This window comes from Ekhidna algicida (genome assembly GCF_051379705.1).
GTDB lineage: Bacteria > Bacteroidota > Bacteroidia > Cytophagales > Cyclobacteriaceae > Ekhidna.
Map to the genome: position 1 here is coordinate 3,864,273 of NZ_CP179868.1, position 17,131 is coordinate 3,881,403.

The following is a 17,131-nucleotide window of genomic DNA, read 5'->3' on the forward strand; positions in this document are numbered from 1 at the left end:
GATTTTTTGTAAGTATGAGTCGCATCTATTTCGTAGTATTTTTAGTATCCATCTATCTCGTTTTAGACGTGTATGTCTATGTCGCATTGCGTTCCATTACTGAAGGTATGAATCCGATCTGGCGAAGAGCTATTTTAACCGGATATTGGATCGTTAGTATTCTTTCTCTAACAGGTGTACTGCTGTATCGCCAAATAGATCCGAAAATTCTGGGAAACCTTCGCCTTTACATCACCACATTCTTTTTCGTTCTCTTTATTGGTAAGCTATTCTCAACAGTCTTTTTGATGCTGGAAGACATTAGAAGAGGAGTAACCTGGTTGGTCAATTTGTTTCCTTTTGTGGAAGAAAGTCATTCGACATCCAGGTCTGATTTTATGCAGAAAACAGCACTAATAGCGGGAGCCATTCCAGTAGCCACCATGTCGTTTGGAATTATCTCAGGTGCACATGACTATCGAGTAAGGAAACGAATTGTTTATTCTCCTAACCTCCCAAAAGCATTTGATGGCATTCGAGTTGCTCAGATTTCTGATATTCATACTGGTAGTTTCTTCAATAAGACTGCTGTAGCTGGGGGTATAGACTTATTGAACGATCAAAAACCTGATGTAGCCTTCTTTACTGGAGACTTAGTAAATAATAGAAGTGAAGAGGCAAAAGAATACCTGGATATTTTCAAGAAAGTATCGGCTCCACTTGGAGTCTTCTCCGTGATGGGGAATCATGATTATGGTGACTACACCAGTTGGGAATCACCACAGGCTAAACAGAAAGACATCAATAGTCTGCATGAAATGCATAGTTATATGGGATATGACTTATTGTTGAATGAGAACCGAACATTAAAAGTTGATGGAGAGGAAATTGCGATTTTGGGATGCGAAAACTGGGGAGCTGGAAGGTTCTCTAAATATGGCGACATGGAAAAAACCATATCTGGTGCCGAAGAGAAGCCTTTTAAATTATTGCTCTCTCATGATCCAAGCCATTGGGATGCACAGATTCGACAACAATACCCTGACGTAGATTTGATGCTTGCAGGACATACCCATGGAATGCAGTTTGGTGTGGAGATAGGGAATTTCAGATGGAGCCCGGTCCAATACAGATATAAGCAATGGGCAGATCTATATCAAGAGGGTAATCAATCACTTTATGTCAATCGTGGCTATGGATTTATTGGTTACCCCGGACGTATTGGCATCTTGCCAGAAGTTACGATACTCGAATTAAAGCGATCATAGATAGGGGATGACAAATCGGAGGTGTTATAACTACATCTTCATGTCATAGGACAATAGGTGATTTTACAGGTGATTAGGCGAAAGAGGGACCCCAAAGTCCCTCTTTCTGTGTTTATTGATAATTAAGTCGATTCGTTAACTTTCCTTTTTATCTTTTCGCCTTAGTTAGATACCTATGCTAAAAATATTTAAACAGATATACCAATTTATTGATGTTGATTTATGGAGGATTCGCCTCAGTTCACTGCCGAAGAGAAAGAGGTTTCTGTTTGGATTTATTCGCGTGTGGGTCATAGCTATCAAAGAGTTCAACCATGATAAATGTGCAGAGAAAGCTTCAGCGTTGACATACTTCTCTATGCTTTCGTTGGTTCCTGTAATTGCGATGATGGTAGCAATAGCAAATGCATTTGGAGTTCGTGAACTAATGGAGCGGGAATTAGCCAAGTACCTAAGTGGACAAGAGGAAGTATTAGCCCAGGTTTTACCATATGCAGACAAGATGCTAAGCGGTTCAAGTGGTGGTATTGTCGGCTTTTCAATAGTATTCTTAATCTACACGGTTATCCGGCTTTTAATGAATATTGAAGCGGCCTTCAATGACATGTGGGATATTAAGAAAAATCGTCGCTGGGAGCGTAAGATTTCAGATTACGTTGCAGTGATCTTATTAGGACCTGTTTTACTTATTGTGGCAAGCAGTGCCACAATTTTTGTTAAAGACACTATTCAGGATTTCATTAGCAGTTATGAATTTCTGGGACAGATCAAGTCAGGTATATTTTTCTTGCTTAAGTGGTTGCCCTACACGATTCTCTGGTTTTTACTATTTGGGCTATATCTTATTTTTCCCAACACGCGGGTCAAGTTTTGGCCGGCATTATTTGCTGGAATAGTAGCAGGTACCTTATATCAACTAAACCAGCAGGCATTCATCTCACTGCAGTTTGCATTTGCTAGATATGATGCCATATATGGTAGTATAGCATTTCTGCCCTTATTTCTGATTTGGCTGCAAATAAGTTGGCTGATAGTACTATTTGGAGCTGAGATATGTTATGGCGTCCAGTATATTGATCAATGGGAAATGGACTCAGAAAAGCTTAAAATAAGCCTGCTACACAAAAGAAAATTGATGTTACTGCTACTTTATCGTGTCGTAAAGAATTTTGAAAATGACAAAGGTCCTTATTCCATGAACGATCTTGCGGGAAGTGTAAATATTCCTCGAAGATATGTGGTCGATATCTGCTATGAACTTGAGCGATCTCAGCTGATAACCAGGGTAGATGGAGAAGATATTGCCTATCAACCAAGCTTTGATATCAATAAAATGGATTTATCAACGGTGCTATCGAAGTATGATTCTGAAGGAATGAGGGATTTTGATCCTAGAAAGTCGGACGCATTCAAAAGCATTGAAAAGGCACTGCATGATATCCATGAAAGATGGAAGTTGAGTGATAGTAATGTGCTAATTAAGGATTTATGATTTGCGCTGCTTAAACGACCAGGTAAATTCGAATTCGGAAACGATTGTTCCATCCTTCATCTTGCCCACCGTTTTAAAGGTTGCTTCAGCTGGTTGTCCTGTTTCGATACATCGCTCAACAGCCTCAAAAGCTTTCGCGCCATCTTCGCAGGTAAAGTAGACGCGATCGGTTGCCTTTTTGGTGAAGTTCGCCTTAAGATCTACTATGATAAAAGCAACTGAAGGTTTCTGTCCGGTAATAGCCAATAGACAAGGCGAAGCTGTTGATAGTTCAGCAGCCATACTTTGTACTGCAAAATAGATTGACTTAAATGGGTTTTTGTTAAGATTTTTGAAAGGTACGGAAGTTGTACACTTGTCTGAAGTTAGCTCTCTCACCCTCAGACCAGAAAGCCAACCCATTGGTAAGCTTTTGATTAAGTAAAGTGGAAACTTGAAATTATTCGTGACCTGTTTGGCGAGTTTCTGTTGCTTTGAATTCAATTCTATCGCCATTATTTATCTTCTTTTTCAAGAATCTTTTTCTTTTCTCTGTTCATGAAATAGGATTCCATGGCACCTTCAGAAAATTTTACAAGTAAAAAGAGCAATCCAAGAATACCAAGACTTATGAATTTAGTCTCAAAATATTGGTCAATGATTGGTTCTAGTAACACCTGCTCTAATATGAATAGAACAACTGCAACGGTGAATAAAATAGTGGATGCTCTTCTTCCAACCTTAGCTTTAGCTAGTTGATCAACCGTATCAGCCAATTGAAGATTTTTGTCCTTGATTTCATCGTTTTGTTCACGAATCTGCATATTAGCATTATCAAGCTTTTTCTGTAATCTATCTGATACTCTTGTAATTACTTTAGCCTGGGCCACAAGCTCCTCATATTCATCTGAAAATGAATCAAGATCCTCCTTATAGATCGCGTGAGTCTCTATTTTGGCTCGAAATTTTCTGAGACTATCTATCTCATCGTAATAAAGCTCGTGGTTTTTCTCCATCTAACTATTTGCGATCACAAATCGTCTTCCTCTATTTCAAAGAAGTTAAAATCTAAATCAAGTAAGTCACTATAATCTTCCCCAGCCTCCATCATGTCATCATCACCTTCTTCATAGTACCAGTTAATAGTTATTTTCTTGCCGTTATTTTCGATTTTACTCAATCGTTTGAAAATATCAAATAGACATTTAGATGAGCTCGTATTGAAATACTCGAAAGCAATATTGGCAGTAAATTCCAAACCTTCAGAAGTAATGAATTCATCAAGGTTATCCAGCACTCTTTGGTAAAACTGAATGGAGTTTTCCGGACTGGATCTTCCTTTCATTTCCAGTATGCCTTCATCCGGATCAAAATTGATCAGGGGTGTCGTGCGTGTTGGTTCGATGAATACTTTTTCCATAAATCGCTCTACGGTTTGTATGTTAATCTTTTTGTACTATCCTTCAATTCTTGGCAATCTAATTTGAAAGGTGAAATAACTCACCTTATCAGTAACAGGTTGAAACTTATATCTAAGTTTCTGACCACCGGTTTTCCTGGCTATATCTATAAAGCCAAGTCCGCCAGTTCCCTTGTCAGAAAATTCCTGCTCCGCAAGTACCTTCTTATATAAAGCTCTTAATTCATCAGCGTCAACCGCGTTGATGTCATCGAGCCTCTTTTGAATTTCTTTTGTTTTATCAGCTGGTATATAATTACCAGTTTGCAAGCTGTAAAATCTCTTTCTAGCTGCTATCATGATAAGAGCAGAGTTTGAATCATAGCTGCTCACCTTCATATCATCCGCATTAATCTCATCGAGGTGATAGTATAGGTTTTGAATACATTCGGTAGCTACATTATAAAACTTCTTCTTAACCTTTCTGTTTTCTTCCAACTCCTCAAGTCTTTCTTCTAATGTTCCAATCATGGCTGTTACCAGATCAAAGGTCAATTCTCCTTTGAACATTAGAATAATGTTTTGGTCATAAATATTTTTATAGCTCCTCAGATAATCCATATAATGGGGGTAATTTTCTTTGGGCTGGAAAAGTAAGAACTTATGACTAATTAAACCAAATGTTTAAGCACCTAAAACTTGGTAGTGATTATCAATCGATTAAGGTCGCCAGCAATCCAACCCGAAATTATTCTGATTGTAAAATTATGTCATGTCTAACACTTAAAAGATTAAAAGTTTATCAAAAGGCAAATTATGGTTTTCTTTATTACTTTAGTATGGTAGGCGAATGCCGAAATAAGTGTAGGTATTATTGTTAGCTAATACTAGAGGAAAATCGGTATAAAAATGTGATATTTCCAATAATTGTATTTTTAGTATAGATTTGAGGGACTTACCAATAGGATTTTTTTAATTCTAAGGGCAAGTAAAAGATTAACTAGTTAAGAGTTTAAACCAACTATGTTCAAGGTATGTTAAAGAAGGATTTATATGCCAATGTCTACATTCTGACTGCATTGGTCTTGATAGGAGCTGTAGCCTATTATGTTTTTGTCCTGCAAAAAGAAATAACCAACTCATTCAATCAAGACCCGCAAGTTGTTCAGGTTTCAGCCAATCAGGCCAAGATGGGTCAGCAGATCGTAAAGGCTGCAATGGGTATGAGATATGCCGAAAGTCAAGGCAACTTTGATTTTTTCAGGAATGAACTAAGGAGAGTATATCCTCAGTGGCAAAAAGGACATCAAGCACTAATTGATGGGGATGCGGATCTGAATCTCTCACAACCGGTTCAAACAGATGAGTACCTGGCGCTTCAAGAGGCAGTTAAATTTCTGTTTTTTGATATAAATACGAATACATCCAATATTCTTGATGTTAAATACACAGAGACAAAATCAGATGTTAATTTTTTATCCTTGCAAAGATCTTTTGAGGCTTTAGTTCGGACCATCAGAAGATACGATACAGCAGCTGGTGACATAACAAATTACTTTGTAAGCACGGCGCAAAATCGCGGAACGAGTTTAGGCCTTGCAGAATATGTAGGGTTCTCCATTTTTATTGGTATTTTTCTCGTGCAAGGATTCTTCATTTTCCGACCACTTGTGAAGCTAGCCAGTGACAACTACTTATCCGCAAATAAGGCCTTCATCAAGGTTAAGAAATCTGAGCAGCAGCTGAAGATTAACTTCCAAAAGCAAAAGCTTATTAACAAAAAGCTTTACCTCTCAAGGAAGGAATTAGAAGAAAAGAACCTCAAGTTGGAAGAATCTGAGTCTAAGTTGCTCAAGTCTTCTGAAGAGCAAATTAAGATTAATGAACGTTTGATTTCAGCTCAAGATGAATTGAACCTTGCATATAAGAAGTTGCAAGATTCTGAAGTTGAGATTAGGGAGCTAGCTGATAAGCAACTTCAGGATAATGAAAAATTATTCCTAGCGGAGAAAAAGCTTCAGTCTTTGCTTGAAAACGAGCAGAAGTCTAAGGAAGAATTGTCTAATGCGCTGAATTCCTTAAAGGGAGCTCAGTCTCAACTGGTTCACTCTGAAAAAATGGCATCATTGGGTCAGTTGACAGCCGGTATAGCCCATGAGATAAACAATCCGATTAACTTCATTTCGAGTGGTATGGTGTCACTAAAAATGTCAATTGAAGCCATGCGTGAAATCGCTGAGGAATATACCAGAATTGATGACGGAGATGACTCTGAAGAAGTACTCGAGTCAGTGAAAGAGTTGAAAGAAGAGCATGAGTATGACGAAATAGTAGACGAACTGGATGATTTAATTAATGACATCAACTACGGGGTTACAAGAACTATTGAGATCGTGAAAGGTCTAAGAGTCTTCTCTAGGCTTGATGAAGAGGAGGCGAAGAATGCCAATGTTAATGAGAACATTGATGCCACACTCACACTTCTTAGGAATAAGACAAAAGGCAAAATTGAGATTACGAAACACTACGATGAAAGCATGCATGATATCGAGTGTTATCCAGGCCAGTTGAATCAGGTCTTCATGAATATTCTGAACAATGCTGTTCAGGCAATGCCTGATGATAAGAAGGACGCTGAGATTACAATTTATACCGAGGAAGCCGATAGCGAAGTTTCCGTTAGGATAAAAGATAATGGAATTGGTATCCCTGATGAGCTTAAGAATAGGATTTGGGAGCCTTTCTTTACAACTAAAGAAGTAGGAGTAGGAACAGGTTTAGGTATGTCCATTACCTATGGCATTATAGAAAAGCATGGTGGTAAGATTGACCTGTCAAGTGAGGTTGGTAAAGGAACAGAATTTGTAATTACTTTGCCAAAGAAAATCACCCCGATTAAAAAGAAGGAAGACAAAGAGGTAGCAGAGAGCAATTAATCATTAACAACATTACACTAAGGGTAGAAGGATGGAAGAGATTCATGACCAGCAACAAATAGACAGCTCAGTAAAAAAGAAGAAATTTTCGCTTCTTTATGTAGATGATGAAGCAACTAATCTGAGAGTTTTCAAAGCTAATTTTAGAAAGTTCTTTAACGTCCATACCTCAACAAATCCGATTGAGGCAATCGATATCTTGGATCAAGAAGATATTCAGGTAATTGTAACTGACCAGCGGATGCCCGAAATGACAGGCACTCAGTTTTTGGAAAAAATCCTACCAAAACATCCGGATGTTATCAAAATTATACTTACTGGGTTTACAGATATAGAGGCAATTAAAGACGGTATCAATAGATGTGGGATTTTTAAATACATAACCAAGCCTTGGAATTTTGATGAGATGAAGGGAGTGCTCGAACGAGCAATTGATACTTATCAGCAAGCGGCAGAAAGCGAAGAGCATATCAAGGAACTTGAGGTTAGTAATGTAGAACTCGAGAGTAGGGTAAGAGAGCGTACTCAAGAACTAAATAAGATTAATAAACGCCTAATTGATAGCATTAGATATGCAGGATTGCTACAGCAATCGATGCTTCCTAACGACAGATATTTAAGCCGACAATTCAAGGATCATTTTGTGATTTTTGAAACCAAATATCTATTCAGTGAAGAGTTTGTATGGACGACTAGATTGAACTTCAGATCCGAAGATTATACCGTCGTGTCATTAATAGAGTTTGATGGAAAAGGCATTGTTGGATCACTTAAAACCCTAATTGCTGATTCAGTTCTCAATTACCTGACACATGATAGAAAAATCTTCCATTCTGGTGAGATTATCAACGAGCTAAAGTATGAACTCGACGCAGCGGGTTCAGATGAGCTTCAATGTGATCTTAAAGTTTCTGTGGCCGTTTTCGACCATAATGCACGAACCCTCCAGTTTAGTGGGATAAACCAGGATATGTTAGTTTTTACTGGACAAAAAACCACGCTTTTGAAAGGAGACGAAGGAGATCATTTTGAAGATGCAATAGCTGACAAGATTGCAATAGAAGCAGATTCTTCGTACTATATGTATTCCAATGGATACTATAATCAAACGAATGAAGATGGCGTTAAATTCACTTATGAGAAGTTTGAGGAAATGCTCAAATCTGCTCAAGACAAATCGATGGCCGAACAGCGTGAATTCCTGATGAGTAATCTCCAAACTTGGAAAGCAGGGTCAAGTTTAAATGATGATATATCTATTATAGGCTTTAAACTATAATATTTTAATGGCGGCAAAAGCTAGTAGTTTTAAGAATTGGTGTACACAGAATATCAGTCCACAGTCATGGACAAGAATATGTCTGAAACGAGTTGATGATATTCGAGGAAAAGGATATACACTGAAAGAGATGGAAGATCTTAATCCCGATATAGAGATTGATGAAGAGCTGTTAGAATCTCTGAATTTAGCCCTTTCTGAACTCTATGAAATGACTGTTGATGAGACACTTCTAGCTGCTCATTGATTATTCCTAACACTTAATTTGTCTATTATTTTATTTCAAAGCCGAGTACGCAAACATCATCTGTCTGGCTTGTATTCTTTGACCATTCACTGAAAGTTCTTTCCATTGTTTTTTTCTGCTCTGCTATTGGTTGTGAAGAAGTCTTTTCGATTAATCGGTTAAAGTTCTTAGACATAAACTTTTTGTCGAACTCTCCCCCAAATTGGTCCTGGTAACCATCAGAGGATAAGAATATGCGATCTTTAACATCTAGCTGAATGGTCTCTTTTGTGAGCTGAGCAAATACCTCTTGTTCATCTCCTTCAATTCCACCTACCATTTGTCGTGGACTTTTATATATAGTCATCTCTTCACTACCACTCTTCATGAGTCTAAGTGGTATTCCTGCACCGGCGTATTCCATTTTCAAGGTGTCTAAATCAATCACACAAATCCCAATCTCCATTCCATCTCTATTAACTTCATCCGTGTCCCTTTGAAGTTCGAATTTGATAACCTTATCCAATCGAGAAATAATCTTTTTGGGATCTAAGTAATTTTGATAGTAGATGATATTGGTAAGTTGGTTACTACCCATAATTGACATAATCGCGCCAGGAACTCCATGTCCTGTGCAATCACCACATGCAACGATCATATATTCGTTGTTTCCTCTACGAACACGCTCAAACCAATAGAAATCACCTCCAATTATATCCTTCGGCTTATAGGTGACAAAGGATTCCGGGAAAACAGATTGAAGAGTGCTTATGGGGGGAAGAGTAGATCTTTGAATTCGTTCAGCATAGCTGATACTATCCCTAATTTGAGAAGAGACAGAAACCAACTGATTCTTTTGCATTTCAATTTGTGTCTTCTGATCTATAAGCTGCTTATTGGTTTGTCTTTGTTCCTCAATCTGCCCAATCAAGCTTTGAGAGGTTTGAGCCATTTGCTTAGCTAACTTACCAATTTCATCCTTCGAGCCTGTTGGTAATTCAATATCCAGGTTTCCTTTACTTAGTTCTTCAGCGGCTTGGCTTAACTTGACTATTGGCTTTACAAAGATATTTGCAGCTACTAAGGCCAACACAATGGTGAGTATTAAAACAGGTAATACCGCTAAGAGAATTTGTTCACGTATTTGAGTGAGTGGTGAAAACGCTCGTTCTTGTGGTATACTTAAAATAAGCGTCCAATCATTTCCTGTGAAAGACAGGTAATCCATATCTCTGGATATGAAATAAAGCGCATCTTGTGTTTCCAGAAAATTTACTCCAGGTTCATTTAAACTGGAGACTAGGTCGTAGTTTCTATAAGTAGAATTTAAAATATTAGAGGGATCAGTATTTGAGTATAGAACAGTGCCCTCTTTATCAATAAGGTTTATATCAAGATTCCTAGATGTATCTGAGCTAAGTGAATATTCACCAACTATTTTAAAGAGTTCATCTACCAGAATTCTTCCTACTAAAACTCCAACTTCAGAATTGTCAGTAAAGCTGGTGACCTTCGCAGCAAAGTGCATTACAACACGACCAACAGATTCTGATTTTGAGACGTCAACAGCCATTTCCTGACCTGCATTCAATTTAATCCAGTAAAGGTCTTCAGCATGTTGTTTTCCGATAGATATACGTTTACTATCCGCTAACCTTACACGATTCATATCGAACAATGAAAATGAATAGTAGAGATCATTAAGATTTTCAAGCTCCTGAAGCCTTTGAGTCAATTGCTCAGGGTTTGAATTTAAGTTTCTGAAATAAGGATTTTTTGAAGCCATCCTTATATCATTCAAGCGGGAAAACATGAACCTTCCAATATCAGAACTTATTCCTTTTGATTGCTGAGTCATGCTACTCACAATCTCTTCTTTCAATGTTTGCTCAACCTTCTGATCAGCGAAGAATGACAATACTCCCGCAGTGAACAAAACAAGAAATAGACATAGGATCGTGAGTTTTGCGTATATGTTCATAGATCGAGTTTAACCATTAACGGAGTAAAAATAAATCTTTTCACTTTGCTAATCTATGAGATATGATTGAAAGTCGTGTCAGCAATATTCCGTTTCTTATATTTAGACATACTATCTTAGCGGAGTTATGAAAACACCGCCAATGAGATTCTATATTTTCGCCTTAATAATTTTCGCCTCTTTAAGTATCAGTGCTCAGAACATGACAATCTATCGTAGCCCTAAATCTGTAGATGCTACGGTGGAACGATTGGTTCAGATAATTAAAAATAAGAAACTAGCTTATTTTGAGACTGTTGCGCATGATGAAGTCGCAAAAGAGTATGGAGTAGATATTCCACCAACTCGTATGATATTATTTGAAGATCCCAATTTGATGATTGAGTTGGTTTCATGCAGACAAACAACGGCACTTGATTTACCTATGAAAATTTTGGTTTGGGAAGAAAACGAAGACGTTTATATCGGCTTCTTTGATCCAAAAGTGATGAAGAAAAGATTTATGCTTCAGGAATGTGACGACATTATTTCTAGTATGTCCCGACTTAAAATACGAGTAGTAAATGAAGCTCTTAGGGACGGTTGATAGGGATAGCCCATCTTACCTTGTCCCATCGAAACTTGAGGGAATCATCCGCAAAATAGAAAAGCATTCTTTCCTGTGATTGATCTGCATATCGTGGCGTCACCCAAAGTCTAAACGCATCAAGTGAGTCTTTATAGCTATAAGAACCCCACTGTTCCCATTCGCGATTGAAAATGACTTCCCATTGATCTTGGTTAGGAATAGTAAAAATTGAATAACTACCACTATCAAGGTGTATGGTATCGATTACTAAATTATCGGCTATACTAATGTATGTTGCATTATTGGCTCCAGTTCTCCACATTTCTCCATATGGTACAAGATGATCAGGACCCACTCCAAATATCTTTCGATCTTTAACTGCCGGACTACTGAATTCAATATAAGCTGCAACACCGTGCACAGTGGTACTGTCAGATCTAAGTGGCGAAGGCCTTTTTTGCGGATCTGAAGAGCAGCTAAAAACAATTAAACAACACAGTGGTAGTGCCGTGGTGTTGATTGTTTTTGAACGTAAATATGTCCGAAATTGAAAAAGTGTTTTCATTAGGATAGACGATAACGCACTGAAAAATAGTAGGTTACAGATTTGGGTATATTATTTGCCACTTGAATATAAAAACTATTAATTATATGGGAATTATAGGCATTGAAATACCCCAACTTAACGAAGAACAGGATATTGAAGTTGAAGTGCGTGTAAACGGCATCAAAAAGCAATATCAATATCGAGTAGAAATCTTTCATTGGGATGACTGCCCTTATCCAACTGAAGACAGAGTGGAATGCATTCGTCAGCTAGTCAACGGATATGATGACAAGTGGGATTTGGCGCATATCGGACTACCTACAGACGATTACATTCCAATAACTTTCAGAAAGAGGCGCTAAAAAGGTAGGTCGTCATCTTGTGAGAAATCCTCCTTTGTCCAATCCTGAGATGGTGGAGGAGGAGTGTCTTGACTAGACTCGGATTTTTTATCAATTCGCCAGGCCTGTAGGCTATTAAAATACTTCACTTCACCTTGTGGGTCTGTCCACTTTCTGCCTTTTAGGTTAAAGTTGACAGTAACGTCATCTCCGACTTCCAAAGCATCAAGCTGATCACAGTTGCTTTGAATCAGTTCAAATTTTACAAATTCGGGGTACTGAGGATTTTCAGCGTATTCCAATACAAATTCCCGTTTCTTAAAAGTGTCCTTAATGGTTTGCGTGTCGTATTTCTCTACGATCTTACCTTCTACTATCATGTGAATTTTCTAAACTATTGTACAAATTTGGTAGTTCAATCTGCAAGTATGACAAAGTCTAAGAAATATTTCCTGATTGGGGCAATCATTTTCGTTATAATCATGATAATTATTGCAATAGATATTAGCAATAGAACGGTTGCTCCTTGGGAAAGAAGTAAAGTTGAGAAAGCTGATGAGTAAAAACAAGGTAGATATATCGCTGATTGATCTAGATAAAGAACGTGAAAAGATCACCGACCTTCCCGGACTTATAGAATATGCACACCATGCTGGTAGCGCGATCATTAAACCTGAGGATAAAGGGAGAATAAAGGGTAATGCTGTAGCAGCTATGCATGACCAAACTGACCGACAGTTTAGGCAGCTCTATGAGCAAATGCAAACACTCATCGAGCAAGCCAAATATCTAAAAAGTCGAGTTGAAGTATCGGAAAGAATCTATAGAGCCACAGTTCCTTTCCAACCAGTCATTGGAAAAATCTATTTTCTATACAAGAAAAAAAATGGGACAGACTTACTATCAATGGTGAGTCCGGATGAATGGGGTAAGGGCTTCCCTTATGAATCCTTTGAAGCGGAAGTGCGATTGATGTCTGATCACACATGGGAGATTGTAAAGACAAATAATCAAGAATATAAGTACTGAGTTACCTAATGTGCTCAGGCTGTCTACCTTATGTCTATCGGGAGTTAATGCCTCTGGAGCTTTCATTTATCAGATTTGCTGAAGTCTAAACCGGTGAAATTTTTCGTTGGTTAAATTGGTTAAGTCTATTGATAATCAATAATCACAATGAATACTAATGAGGAGAGCATTAGCACTTATAATAATCACATGCTTATCTACTTTGATCAATTGTAAGTCCGATGATCCGGGCATAGATTGTTCAGCTTCAGACCTTTCATTGGAGGTTTCTGAGTTCGTTAAATCAGATTGCGATGATCCAGGCTCTGTTTCATTGACTGCATCAGGCGGAGAGGGTGAATATACCTATTCAATTGGTGGGGGAGGTTTTCAGAGCTCTCCTGTTTTTGAAGGTTTGTTCGCTGGTAATTTTACATTTTCTGTCAAGGATGAGTTAGGGTGTATCGAATCCATCCAATTTACACTTGATTCAGAGCCAACCGGGATTACACTAAACTTAACCGGTACTCAATCCAACTGTACAAGCAGCACAGGTACTATTACTGCGGAAGCTTCAGGAGGAGTTGGATCACTTCAATTTGCATTCAATGGAGGAGGATTTAGCGATACGAATGAGTTCAATAATATTGGAGCAGGAGGTTATTCTGTTACGGTTAGAGATGAAGAAGGGTGTAGAGTGACTAAGAACATTCAAATCTTAACCGAGACCAGTCTAGCAACTGATATCATGCCTATTATCAATAAAGATTGTGCGATCAGCGGTTGTCACAATGGAAGTCAATCACCAAGATTGATTTCGACATCTGAAGTTATTGCAAATGCAGCTAGAATTAAATCTGAAACTCAGGCAGGCAGCATGCCAAGAGATCGTACGCTTACTCAAACAGAAATAGACCTCATCGCTTGCTGGGTAGATGACGGTGCATTGGATAACTAGTAATTAAAAGAATAAACATACCTACATTCTCATGTAGCTTCTAACTACAACTCACAAAACGATCATGAAAAAAATTACCCTATACGCACTATTTGCATCTTTTATAATCTATATGGGATGCGCAGATAACACTGAAAACCCAGGCATAGATTGTAGTCAATCCAATTTGGACGCATCTATCTCTTCATCAGTACAACCTACCTGTGATGAATCAGGTAGTATTTTGGTAGAAGCTACTGGTGGCACTCCTCCATATGGTTATAGCTTGGACGGCATCAACTTTCAAACATCTGGTGCATTTACCGAACTGGCTGCCGGAAGCTTATCCATTACAGTAATGGATGAAGACGGATGTTCTGTGCTGTTGAACTCTACATTAGATTCCAATGGAGGAATATCTGTTTCTGTTGCTACCACTAATTCAGATTGTCTTAACCCAACTGGTTCTATAGAAATCACAGCGACTGATGGCGATGGAAACTTTAGCTATTCACTGGACGGGGGTACAGCGCAATCTGACAATACCTTTTCTGCTGTTGGGGCTGGAGATCATGAAGTAACCGTGACTGATGGAACCGGGTGTGAATCTACTGCAGAAGTATACATTAGCTCAAATGTGAGTTTGAGTGGTGATATAATGCCTCTTTTACAAGCCCAGTGTACCTTTTCCGGATGTCATAACGGAGATAACGGCTCAAGTAGAAATTGGACACAAAAGGATAATGTGATCGAAAAAGCACTCGGAATCAAAGCCCGTACAGCGAGCGGTTCTATGCCACGATCGCCCGGTGTGTTGACACAGGATGAAATTGACCTAATTGCCTGCTGGGTGGATGATGGAGCCAAGGATAACTAAATAGCTAACAATACTACAATGAAGAAAATACTATTCACTATTTTTTTGCTGAGCAGCCTAATAGGTTTTTCACAAAAGTTCAAAACCAACAGTTCGCATATAAGGTTTTTCTCTGATGCGCCAATGGAGGACATTGAAGCTATCAATGAATCTGCAACGAGCATCTTAGATGTTGCTTCCAAAGCAATTGTTATTGTGGTTCCCATTAAATCTTTCGACTTCAAGAAAGAGTTAATGCAAGAGCATTTCAATGAGAATTATCTGGAATCAGATGACTTTCCAAATGCGACCTTTAAGGGGAAATTAATAGACTGGGATGGATCGGAAGGTGTTTCAAAAGTTTCAGCAACGGGAACTATGGAAATTCACGGAGTATCCAAAGAGATGACCATAACTGGTGATTTGGACTTCAGTAAGAATTCACTCAAACTATCCACAGTTTTTAACATAAAACTTGAGGATCATAAAATTAAAATTCCTAAAGCTGTCTTTTACAAGATAGCCGAGGAAGTAGAAGTAACTGCCAATTTTGAATATGCACCCTATGAAAAGAATTAGTTCAATTTTAATGATCATCCTTAGCCTGAGCGTGGCTGGGCAGGATCAGGAACTGCTAGAGCTTTTATCTGCAAGTGAATCAAACGATAAAGGCTATGCGACTGCTACTTTTAAGAGCACGAGAGTTATAAATGGACATTCCATAGAGACCCGATCTAATGGAACCCTTGAATTTATCATCAGCCATAGGTTTGGCAAGATTAATTCTGGATATGACGGATTTTATGGTCTGGATTTTTCCACAATCAGATTGGGACTTGAATATGGAATAACTGATGATCTGAATATAGGTATCGGTCGTGCATCTTTTGACAAGGTGGTAGATGCCTTCTTGAAGTATCGATTCTTGAGGCAGTCAAAAGATTTTCCAGTTACACTAACCGGGTTTACCTCAATTGCCAGAAAGACTGTTGATCAGCCTGGTTTAGATGGTATTGATAGAAACGCATATACAGCGCAACTACTGATTGCTCGAAAGTTTAACTCAAACTTCAGTTTTCAATTGGCACCAACAATTATTCAAAGGAATCTTGTAAGTACGTTGCAAGATGACAATCTCCTATTAGCCCTAGGACTGGGTGCACGATATAAGCTCTCGAATAGAATAGCTATTGTCACTGAATACTATCCGGTCTTATCCAATAAATCTGATCAATTTGAGGATTCGTTTGCAGTGGGTGTAGACATTGAAACAGGAGGTCACGTGTTCCAACTACATTTCACCAATGCTGTTCAAATGAACGAACGAGGTTTTATTGGTGAAACCACAGATAGCTTCTGGGATGGAGATATTCACTACGGATTTAATATCACCAGAGTGTTCGACTTGCGTCCGAATAAGAGTTAAAGAATTGAATATTGTTATATTCAGGATGTAATCCTGATATATGAATCGATATCTGTTTTTTTTCGTTCTATTTCTGATATTTCGTTGCGCGAGTGCTCAAGATCTGATTGTTACTTCCGAGGGTGATTCGATTGATTGCAAGATCACCAGAATCACAGGAGAGTTTATACACTTTTCCGTTATAGATAAAAGCGGGGTACTCCTCATGAGATCCAGATTACCCTTGTCAAAAGTTGAGTACTATGAACAATCAACTACACCAACTGAGAACAAACCCAGTAACCCAGAAAGAAGTCCGGAAGATCGGGTGACAATAGAGTATTTTGAACCTTCCAAATTTAGGCTTTCGATGACCACAGGTTATACCTATCAGTTGGGTGGATACGAAGGGCTGCCGAGTTCCTATAAAAGTCAAGTGCAGTCGCTCTGGAACTTTGGCAGTGAACTCAATTATTTTGTGAATGACAATCTAGGGATAGGCGCGAAGTATAGTTATATCTACACAAAAGCGAATGAAGATTTCGTTTCACCATTTAATACCGCTTTTGGTTTTAGCAGCTTAACAGATGAGAAGATCAGATTCAACTACATTGGTATGTCTCTCATGTTTCGAAACTTCAGTTCGGATGATCAAGTCTTAAATTATTTGCTGTCAGTAGGAATGATTAAATATAGAACCGATGGTTTTGGTGATGGAGTTCCGTTCTATCAAGATGGAAATACCATTGGCTTTATTCTGGGCGTAAGCTATGACTTCATTTTAATGAAATCTTTTGGTGTAGGATTTGGTGCGGAACTAAACATTGCTCGAATGTCTGAATTTGACAATAATGGTACCGTGGTTCTTGCTGACTTTAATCTTACCAGATTCGATTTTACCATAGGTATACGTTTGTTTCAATAACCCAG

Annotated in this window: 21 protein-coding genes; 14 read left to right on the forward strand and 7 right to left on the reverse strand. The window is 38.3% G+C overall.

Annotation, left to right across the window (positions count from 1 at the left end; translation table 11 throughout):
- Positions 1-14 precede the first annotated feature (14 nt).
- Together ACL8WY_RS17485 and ACL8WY_RS17490 are read left to right on the forward strand one after the other, a co-directional pair.
- Positions 15-1,247, forward strand: a complete 1,233-nt coding sequence (locus ACL8WY_RS17485) for a metallophosphoesterase (RefSeq protein ID WP_436516054.1) — start codon at positions 15-17, stop codon at positions 1,245-1,247.
- Between the two features lie 175 nt (positions 1,248-1,422).
- A complete protein-coding gene (locus ACL8WY_RS17490) occupies positions 1,423-2,739 on the forward strand; it encodes a YihY/virulence factor BrkB family protein (protein ID WP_436516056.1) in 1,317 nt (438 codons plus the stop codon).
- Here the strand turns inward: ACL8WY_RS17490 and ACL8WY_RS17495 are convergent.
- From ACL8WY_RS17495 to ACL8WY_RS17510, 4 genes are read right to left on the reverse strand one after another with little or no spacing between them, the layout of a single operon-like run.
- On the reverse strand, positions 2,734-3,234 hold the full coding sequence (locus ACL8WY_RS17495) for a hypothetical protein (RefSeq protein WP_436516057.1): 501 nt from the start codon (positions 3,232-3,234) through the stop codon (positions 2,734-2,736). The genes ACL8WY_RS17490 and ACL8WY_RS17495 overlap by 6 nt on opposite strands.
- Positions 3,234-3,734: a hypothetical protein gene (locus tag ACL8WY_RS17500; protein ID WP_436516058.1), complete on the reverse strand. Its 501-nt coding sequence runs from the start codon at positions 3,732-3,734 to the stop codon at positions 3,234-3,236. The genes ACL8WY_RS17495 and ACL8WY_RS17500 overlap by 1 nt, the downstream gene beginning before the upstream one ends.
- Positions 3,735-3,748: 14 nt before the next feature.
- Entirely contained in the window at positions 3,749-4,138 is a 390-nt protein-coding gene (locus ACL8WY_RS17505; protein WP_436516059.1) for a DUF1987 domain-containing protein, read from the reverse strand.
- Positions 4,139-4,174: 36 nt separating this feature from the next.
- Entirely contained in the window at positions 4,175-4,738 is a 564-nt protein-coding gene (locus tag ACL8WY_RS17510) for a SiaB family protein kinase (RefSeq protein WP_348278751.1), read from the reverse strand.
- A 413-nt stretch (positions 4,739-5,151) separates the two neighbouring features.
- Between ACL8WY_RS17510 and ACL8WY_RS17515 the strand changes: the two genes are divergently transcribed.
- The 3 genes from ACL8WY_RS17515 to ACL8WY_RS17525 are packed head-to-tail and all read left to right on the forward strand — an operon-like array spanning position 5,152 to position 8,579.
- Entirely contained in the window at positions 5,152-7,053 is a 1,902-nt protein-coding gene (locus ACL8WY_RS17515; RefSeq protein WP_436516060.1) for an ATP-binding protein, read from the forward strand.
- A 31-nt stretch (positions 7,054-7,084) separates the two neighbouring features.
- Complete coding sequence (locus ACL8WY_RS17520; RefSeq protein WP_436516061.1) at positions 7,085-8,332, forward strand: response regulator; 1,248 nt, start codon at positions 7,085-7,087, stop codon at positions 8,330-8,332.
- A gap of 7 nt (positions 8,333-8,339) precedes the next feature.
- The gene (locus ACL8WY_RS17525) at positions 8,340-8,579 is read left to right on the forward strand and encodes a hypothetical protein (RefSeq protein WP_436516062.1); all 240 of its coding nucleotides are present in this window, start codon (positions 8,340-8,342) and stop codon (positions 8,577-8,579) included.
- Positions 8,580-8,604: 25 nt separating this feature from the next.
- Here ACL8WY_RS17525 and ACL8WY_RS17530 read toward each other — a convergent pair whose 3' ends face one another.
- On the reverse strand, positions 8,605-10,539 hold the full coding sequence (locus ACL8WY_RS17530) for a SpoIIE family protein phosphatase (RefSeq protein ID WP_436516063.1): 1,935 nt from the start codon (positions 10,537-10,539) through the stop codon (positions 8,605-8,607).
- A 142-nt stretch (positions 10,540-10,681) separates the two neighbouring features.
- On the opposite strand from ACL8WY_RS17530, the gene ACL8WY_RS17535 reads away from it, so the two are divergent.
- On the forward strand, positions 10,682-11,125 hold the full coding sequence (locus tag ACL8WY_RS17535) for a DUF302 domain-containing protein (protein WP_436516064.1): 444 nt from the start codon (positions 10,682-10,684) through the stop codon (positions 11,123-11,125).
- Here the strand turns inward: ACL8WY_RS17535 and ACL8WY_RS17540 are convergent.
- Complete coding sequence (locus ACL8WY_RS17540; protein ID WP_436516065.1) at positions 11,112-11,672, reverse strand: DUF2911 domain-containing protein; 561 nt, start codon at positions 11,670-11,672, stop codon at positions 11,112-11,114. The genes ACL8WY_RS17535 and ACL8WY_RS17540 overlap by 14 nt on opposite strands.
- Before the next feature lie 86 nt (positions 11,673-11,758).
- Here ACL8WY_RS17540 and ACL8WY_RS17545 point away from each other — a divergent pair, with 86 nt between their 5' ends.
- The gene (locus tag ACL8WY_RS17545; protein WP_348278744.1) at positions 11,759-12,016 is read left to right on the forward strand and encodes a hypothetical protein; all 258 of its coding nucleotides are present in this window, start codon (positions 11,759-11,761) and stop codon (positions 12,014-12,016) included.
- Here the strand turns inward: ACL8WY_RS17545 and ACL8WY_RS17550 are convergent.
- Complete coding sequence (locus ACL8WY_RS17550; RefSeq protein WP_436516066.1) at positions 12,013-12,375, reverse strand: DUF3127 domain-containing protein; 363 nt, start codon at positions 12,373-12,375, stop codon at positions 12,013-12,015. The genes ACL8WY_RS17545 and ACL8WY_RS17550 overlap by 4 nt on opposite strands.
- A 48-nt stretch (positions 12,376-12,423) precedes the next feature.
- Between ACL8WY_RS17550 and ACL8WY_RS17555 the strand changes: the two genes are divergently transcribed.
- The 7 genes from ACL8WY_RS17555 (at position 12,424) to ACL8WY_RS17585 (ending at position 17,126) form a co-directional block, all read left to right on the forward strand.
- Positions 12,424-12,558, forward strand: a complete 135-nt coding sequence (locus ACL8WY_RS17555) for a hypothetical protein (RefSeq protein WP_436516067.1) — start codon at positions 12,424-12,426, stop codon at positions 12,556-12,558.
- Positions 12,551-13,024, forward strand: a complete 474-nt coding sequence (locus ACL8WY_RS17560; protein ID WP_436516068.1) for a DUF2452 domain-containing protein — start codon at positions 12,551-12,553, stop codon at positions 13,022-13,024. The genes ACL8WY_RS17555 and ACL8WY_RS17560 overlap by 8 nt, the downstream gene beginning before the upstream one ends.
- A gap of 157 nt (positions 13,025-13,181) precedes the next feature.
- Entirely contained in the window at positions 13,182-13,961 is a 780-nt protein-coding gene (locus ACL8WY_RS17565; protein ID WP_436516069.1) for a hypothetical protein, read from the forward strand.
- A gap of 64 nt (positions 13,962-14,025) precedes the next feature.
- Positions 14,026-14,817 carry a SprB repeat-containing protein gene (locus tag ACL8WY_RS17570; protein ID WP_436516070.1) on the forward strand — a complete coding sequence of 264 codons (792 nt, stop codon included), beginning with the start codon at positions 14,026-14,028 and terminating at the stop codon, positions 14,815-14,817.
- An 18-nt stretch (positions 14,818-14,835) separates the two neighbouring features.
- Positions 14,836-15,375 (forward strand): YceI family protein, encoded by a 540-nt coding sequence (locus ACL8WY_RS17575; RefSeq protein ID WP_436516071.1) that lies wholly within the window; start codon positions 14,836-14,838, stop codon positions 15,373-15,375.
- The gene (locus ACL8WY_RS17580; protein ID WP_436516072.1) at positions 15,362-16,222 is read left to right on the forward strand and encodes a DUF5777 family beta-barrel protein; all 861 of its coding nucleotides are present in this window, start codon (positions 15,362-15,364) and stop codon (positions 16,220-16,222) included. The genes ACL8WY_RS17575 and ACL8WY_RS17580 overlap by 14 nt, the downstream gene beginning before the upstream one ends.
- 40 nt (positions 16,223-16,262) lie before the next feature.
- Entirely contained in the window at positions 16,263-17,126 is an 864-nt protein-coding gene (locus tag ACL8WY_RS17585) for a hypothetical protein (protein WP_436516073.1), read from the forward strand.
- Positions 17,127-17,131: the final 5 nt, after the last annotated feature.

Bases quoted from the DNA above. Each gene is read 5' to 3' on its own strand.
- ACL8WY_RS17545 (WP_348278744.1), top strand. From the start codon at position 11,759: ATGGGAATTATAGGCATTGAAATACCCCAACTTAACGAAGAACAGGAT.
- ACL8WY_RS17550 (WP_436516066.1), bottom strand. From the start codon at position 12,375: ATGATAGTAGAAGGTAAGATCGTAGAGAAATACGACACGCAAACCATT.
- ACL8WY_RS17525 (WP_436516062.1), top strand. From the start codon at position 8,340: ATGGCGGCAAAAGCTAGTAGTTTTAAGAATTGGTGTACACAGAATATC.
- ACL8WY_RS17505 (WP_436516059.1), bottom strand. From the start codon at position 4,138: ATGGAAAAAGTATTCATCGAACCAACACGCACGACACCCCTGATCAAT.
- ACL8WY_RS17560 (WP_436516068.1), top strand. From the start codon at position 12,551: ATGAGTAAAAACAAGGTAGATATATCGCTGATTGATCTAGATAAAGAA.
- ACL8WY_RS17500 (WP_436516058.1), bottom strand. From the start codon at position 3,734: ATGGAGAAAAACCACGAGCTTTATTACGATGAGATAGATAGTCTCAGA.
- ACL8WY_RS17575 (WP_436516071.1), top strand. From the start codon at position 14,836: ATGAAGAAAATACTATTCACTATTTTTTTGCTGAGCAGCCTAATAGGT.
- ACL8WY_RS17490 (WP_436516056.1), top strand. From the start codon at position 1,423: ATGCTAAAAATATTTAAACAGATATACCAATTTATTGATGTTGATTTA.
- ACL8WY_RS17515 (WP_436516060.1), top strand. From the start codon at position 5,152: ATGTTAAAGAAGGATTTATATGCCAATGTCTACATTCTGACTGCATTG.
- ACL8WY_RS17495 (WP_436516057.1), bottom strand. From the start codon at position 3,234: ATGGCGATAGAATTGAATTCAAAGCAACAGAAACTCGCCAAACAGGTC.
- ACL8WY_RS17535 (WP_436516064.1), top strand. From the start codon at position 10,682: ATGAGATTCTATATTTTCGCCTTAATAATTTTCGCCTCTTTAAGTATC.
- ACL8WY_RS17585 (WP_436516073.1), top strand. From the start codon at position 16,263: ATGAATCGATATCTGTTTTTTTTCGTTCTATTTCTGATATTTCGTTGC.
- ACL8WY_RS17555 (WP_436516067.1), top strand. From the start codon at position 12,424: ATGACAAAGTCTAAGAAATATTTCCTGATTGGGGCAATCATTTTCGTT.
- ACL8WY_RS17510 (WP_348278751.1), bottom strand. From the start codon at position 4,738: ATGGATTATCTGAGGAGCTATAAAAATATTTATGACCAAAACATTATT.
- ACL8WY_RS17570 (WP_436516070.1), top strand. From the start codon at position 14,026: ATGAAAAAAATTACCCTATACGCACTATTTGCATCTTTTATAATCTAT.
- ACL8WY_RS17485 (WP_436516054.1), top strand. From the start codon at position 15: ATGAGTCGCATCTATTTCGTAGTATTTTTAGTATCCATCTATCTCGTT.
- ACL8WY_RS17540 (WP_436516065.1), bottom strand. From the start codon at position 11,672: ATGAAAACACTTTTTCAATTTCGGACATATTTACGTTCAAAAACAATC.
- ACL8WY_RS17530 (WP_436516063.1), bottom strand. From the start codon at position 10,539: ATGAACATATACGCAAAACTCACGATCCTATGTCTATTTCTTGTTTTG.
- ACL8WY_RS17565 (WP_436516069.1), top strand. From the start codon at position 13,182: ATGAGGAGAGCATTAGCACTTATAATAATCACATGCTTATCTACTTTG.
- ACL8WY_RS17580 (WP_436516072.1), top strand. From the start codon at position 15,362: ATGAAAAGAATTAGTTCAATTTTAATGATCATCCTTAGCCTGAGCGTG.
- ACL8WY_RS17520 (WP_436516061.1), top strand. From the start codon at position 7,085: ATGGAAGAGATTCATGACCAGCAACAAATAGACAGCTCAGTAAAAAAG.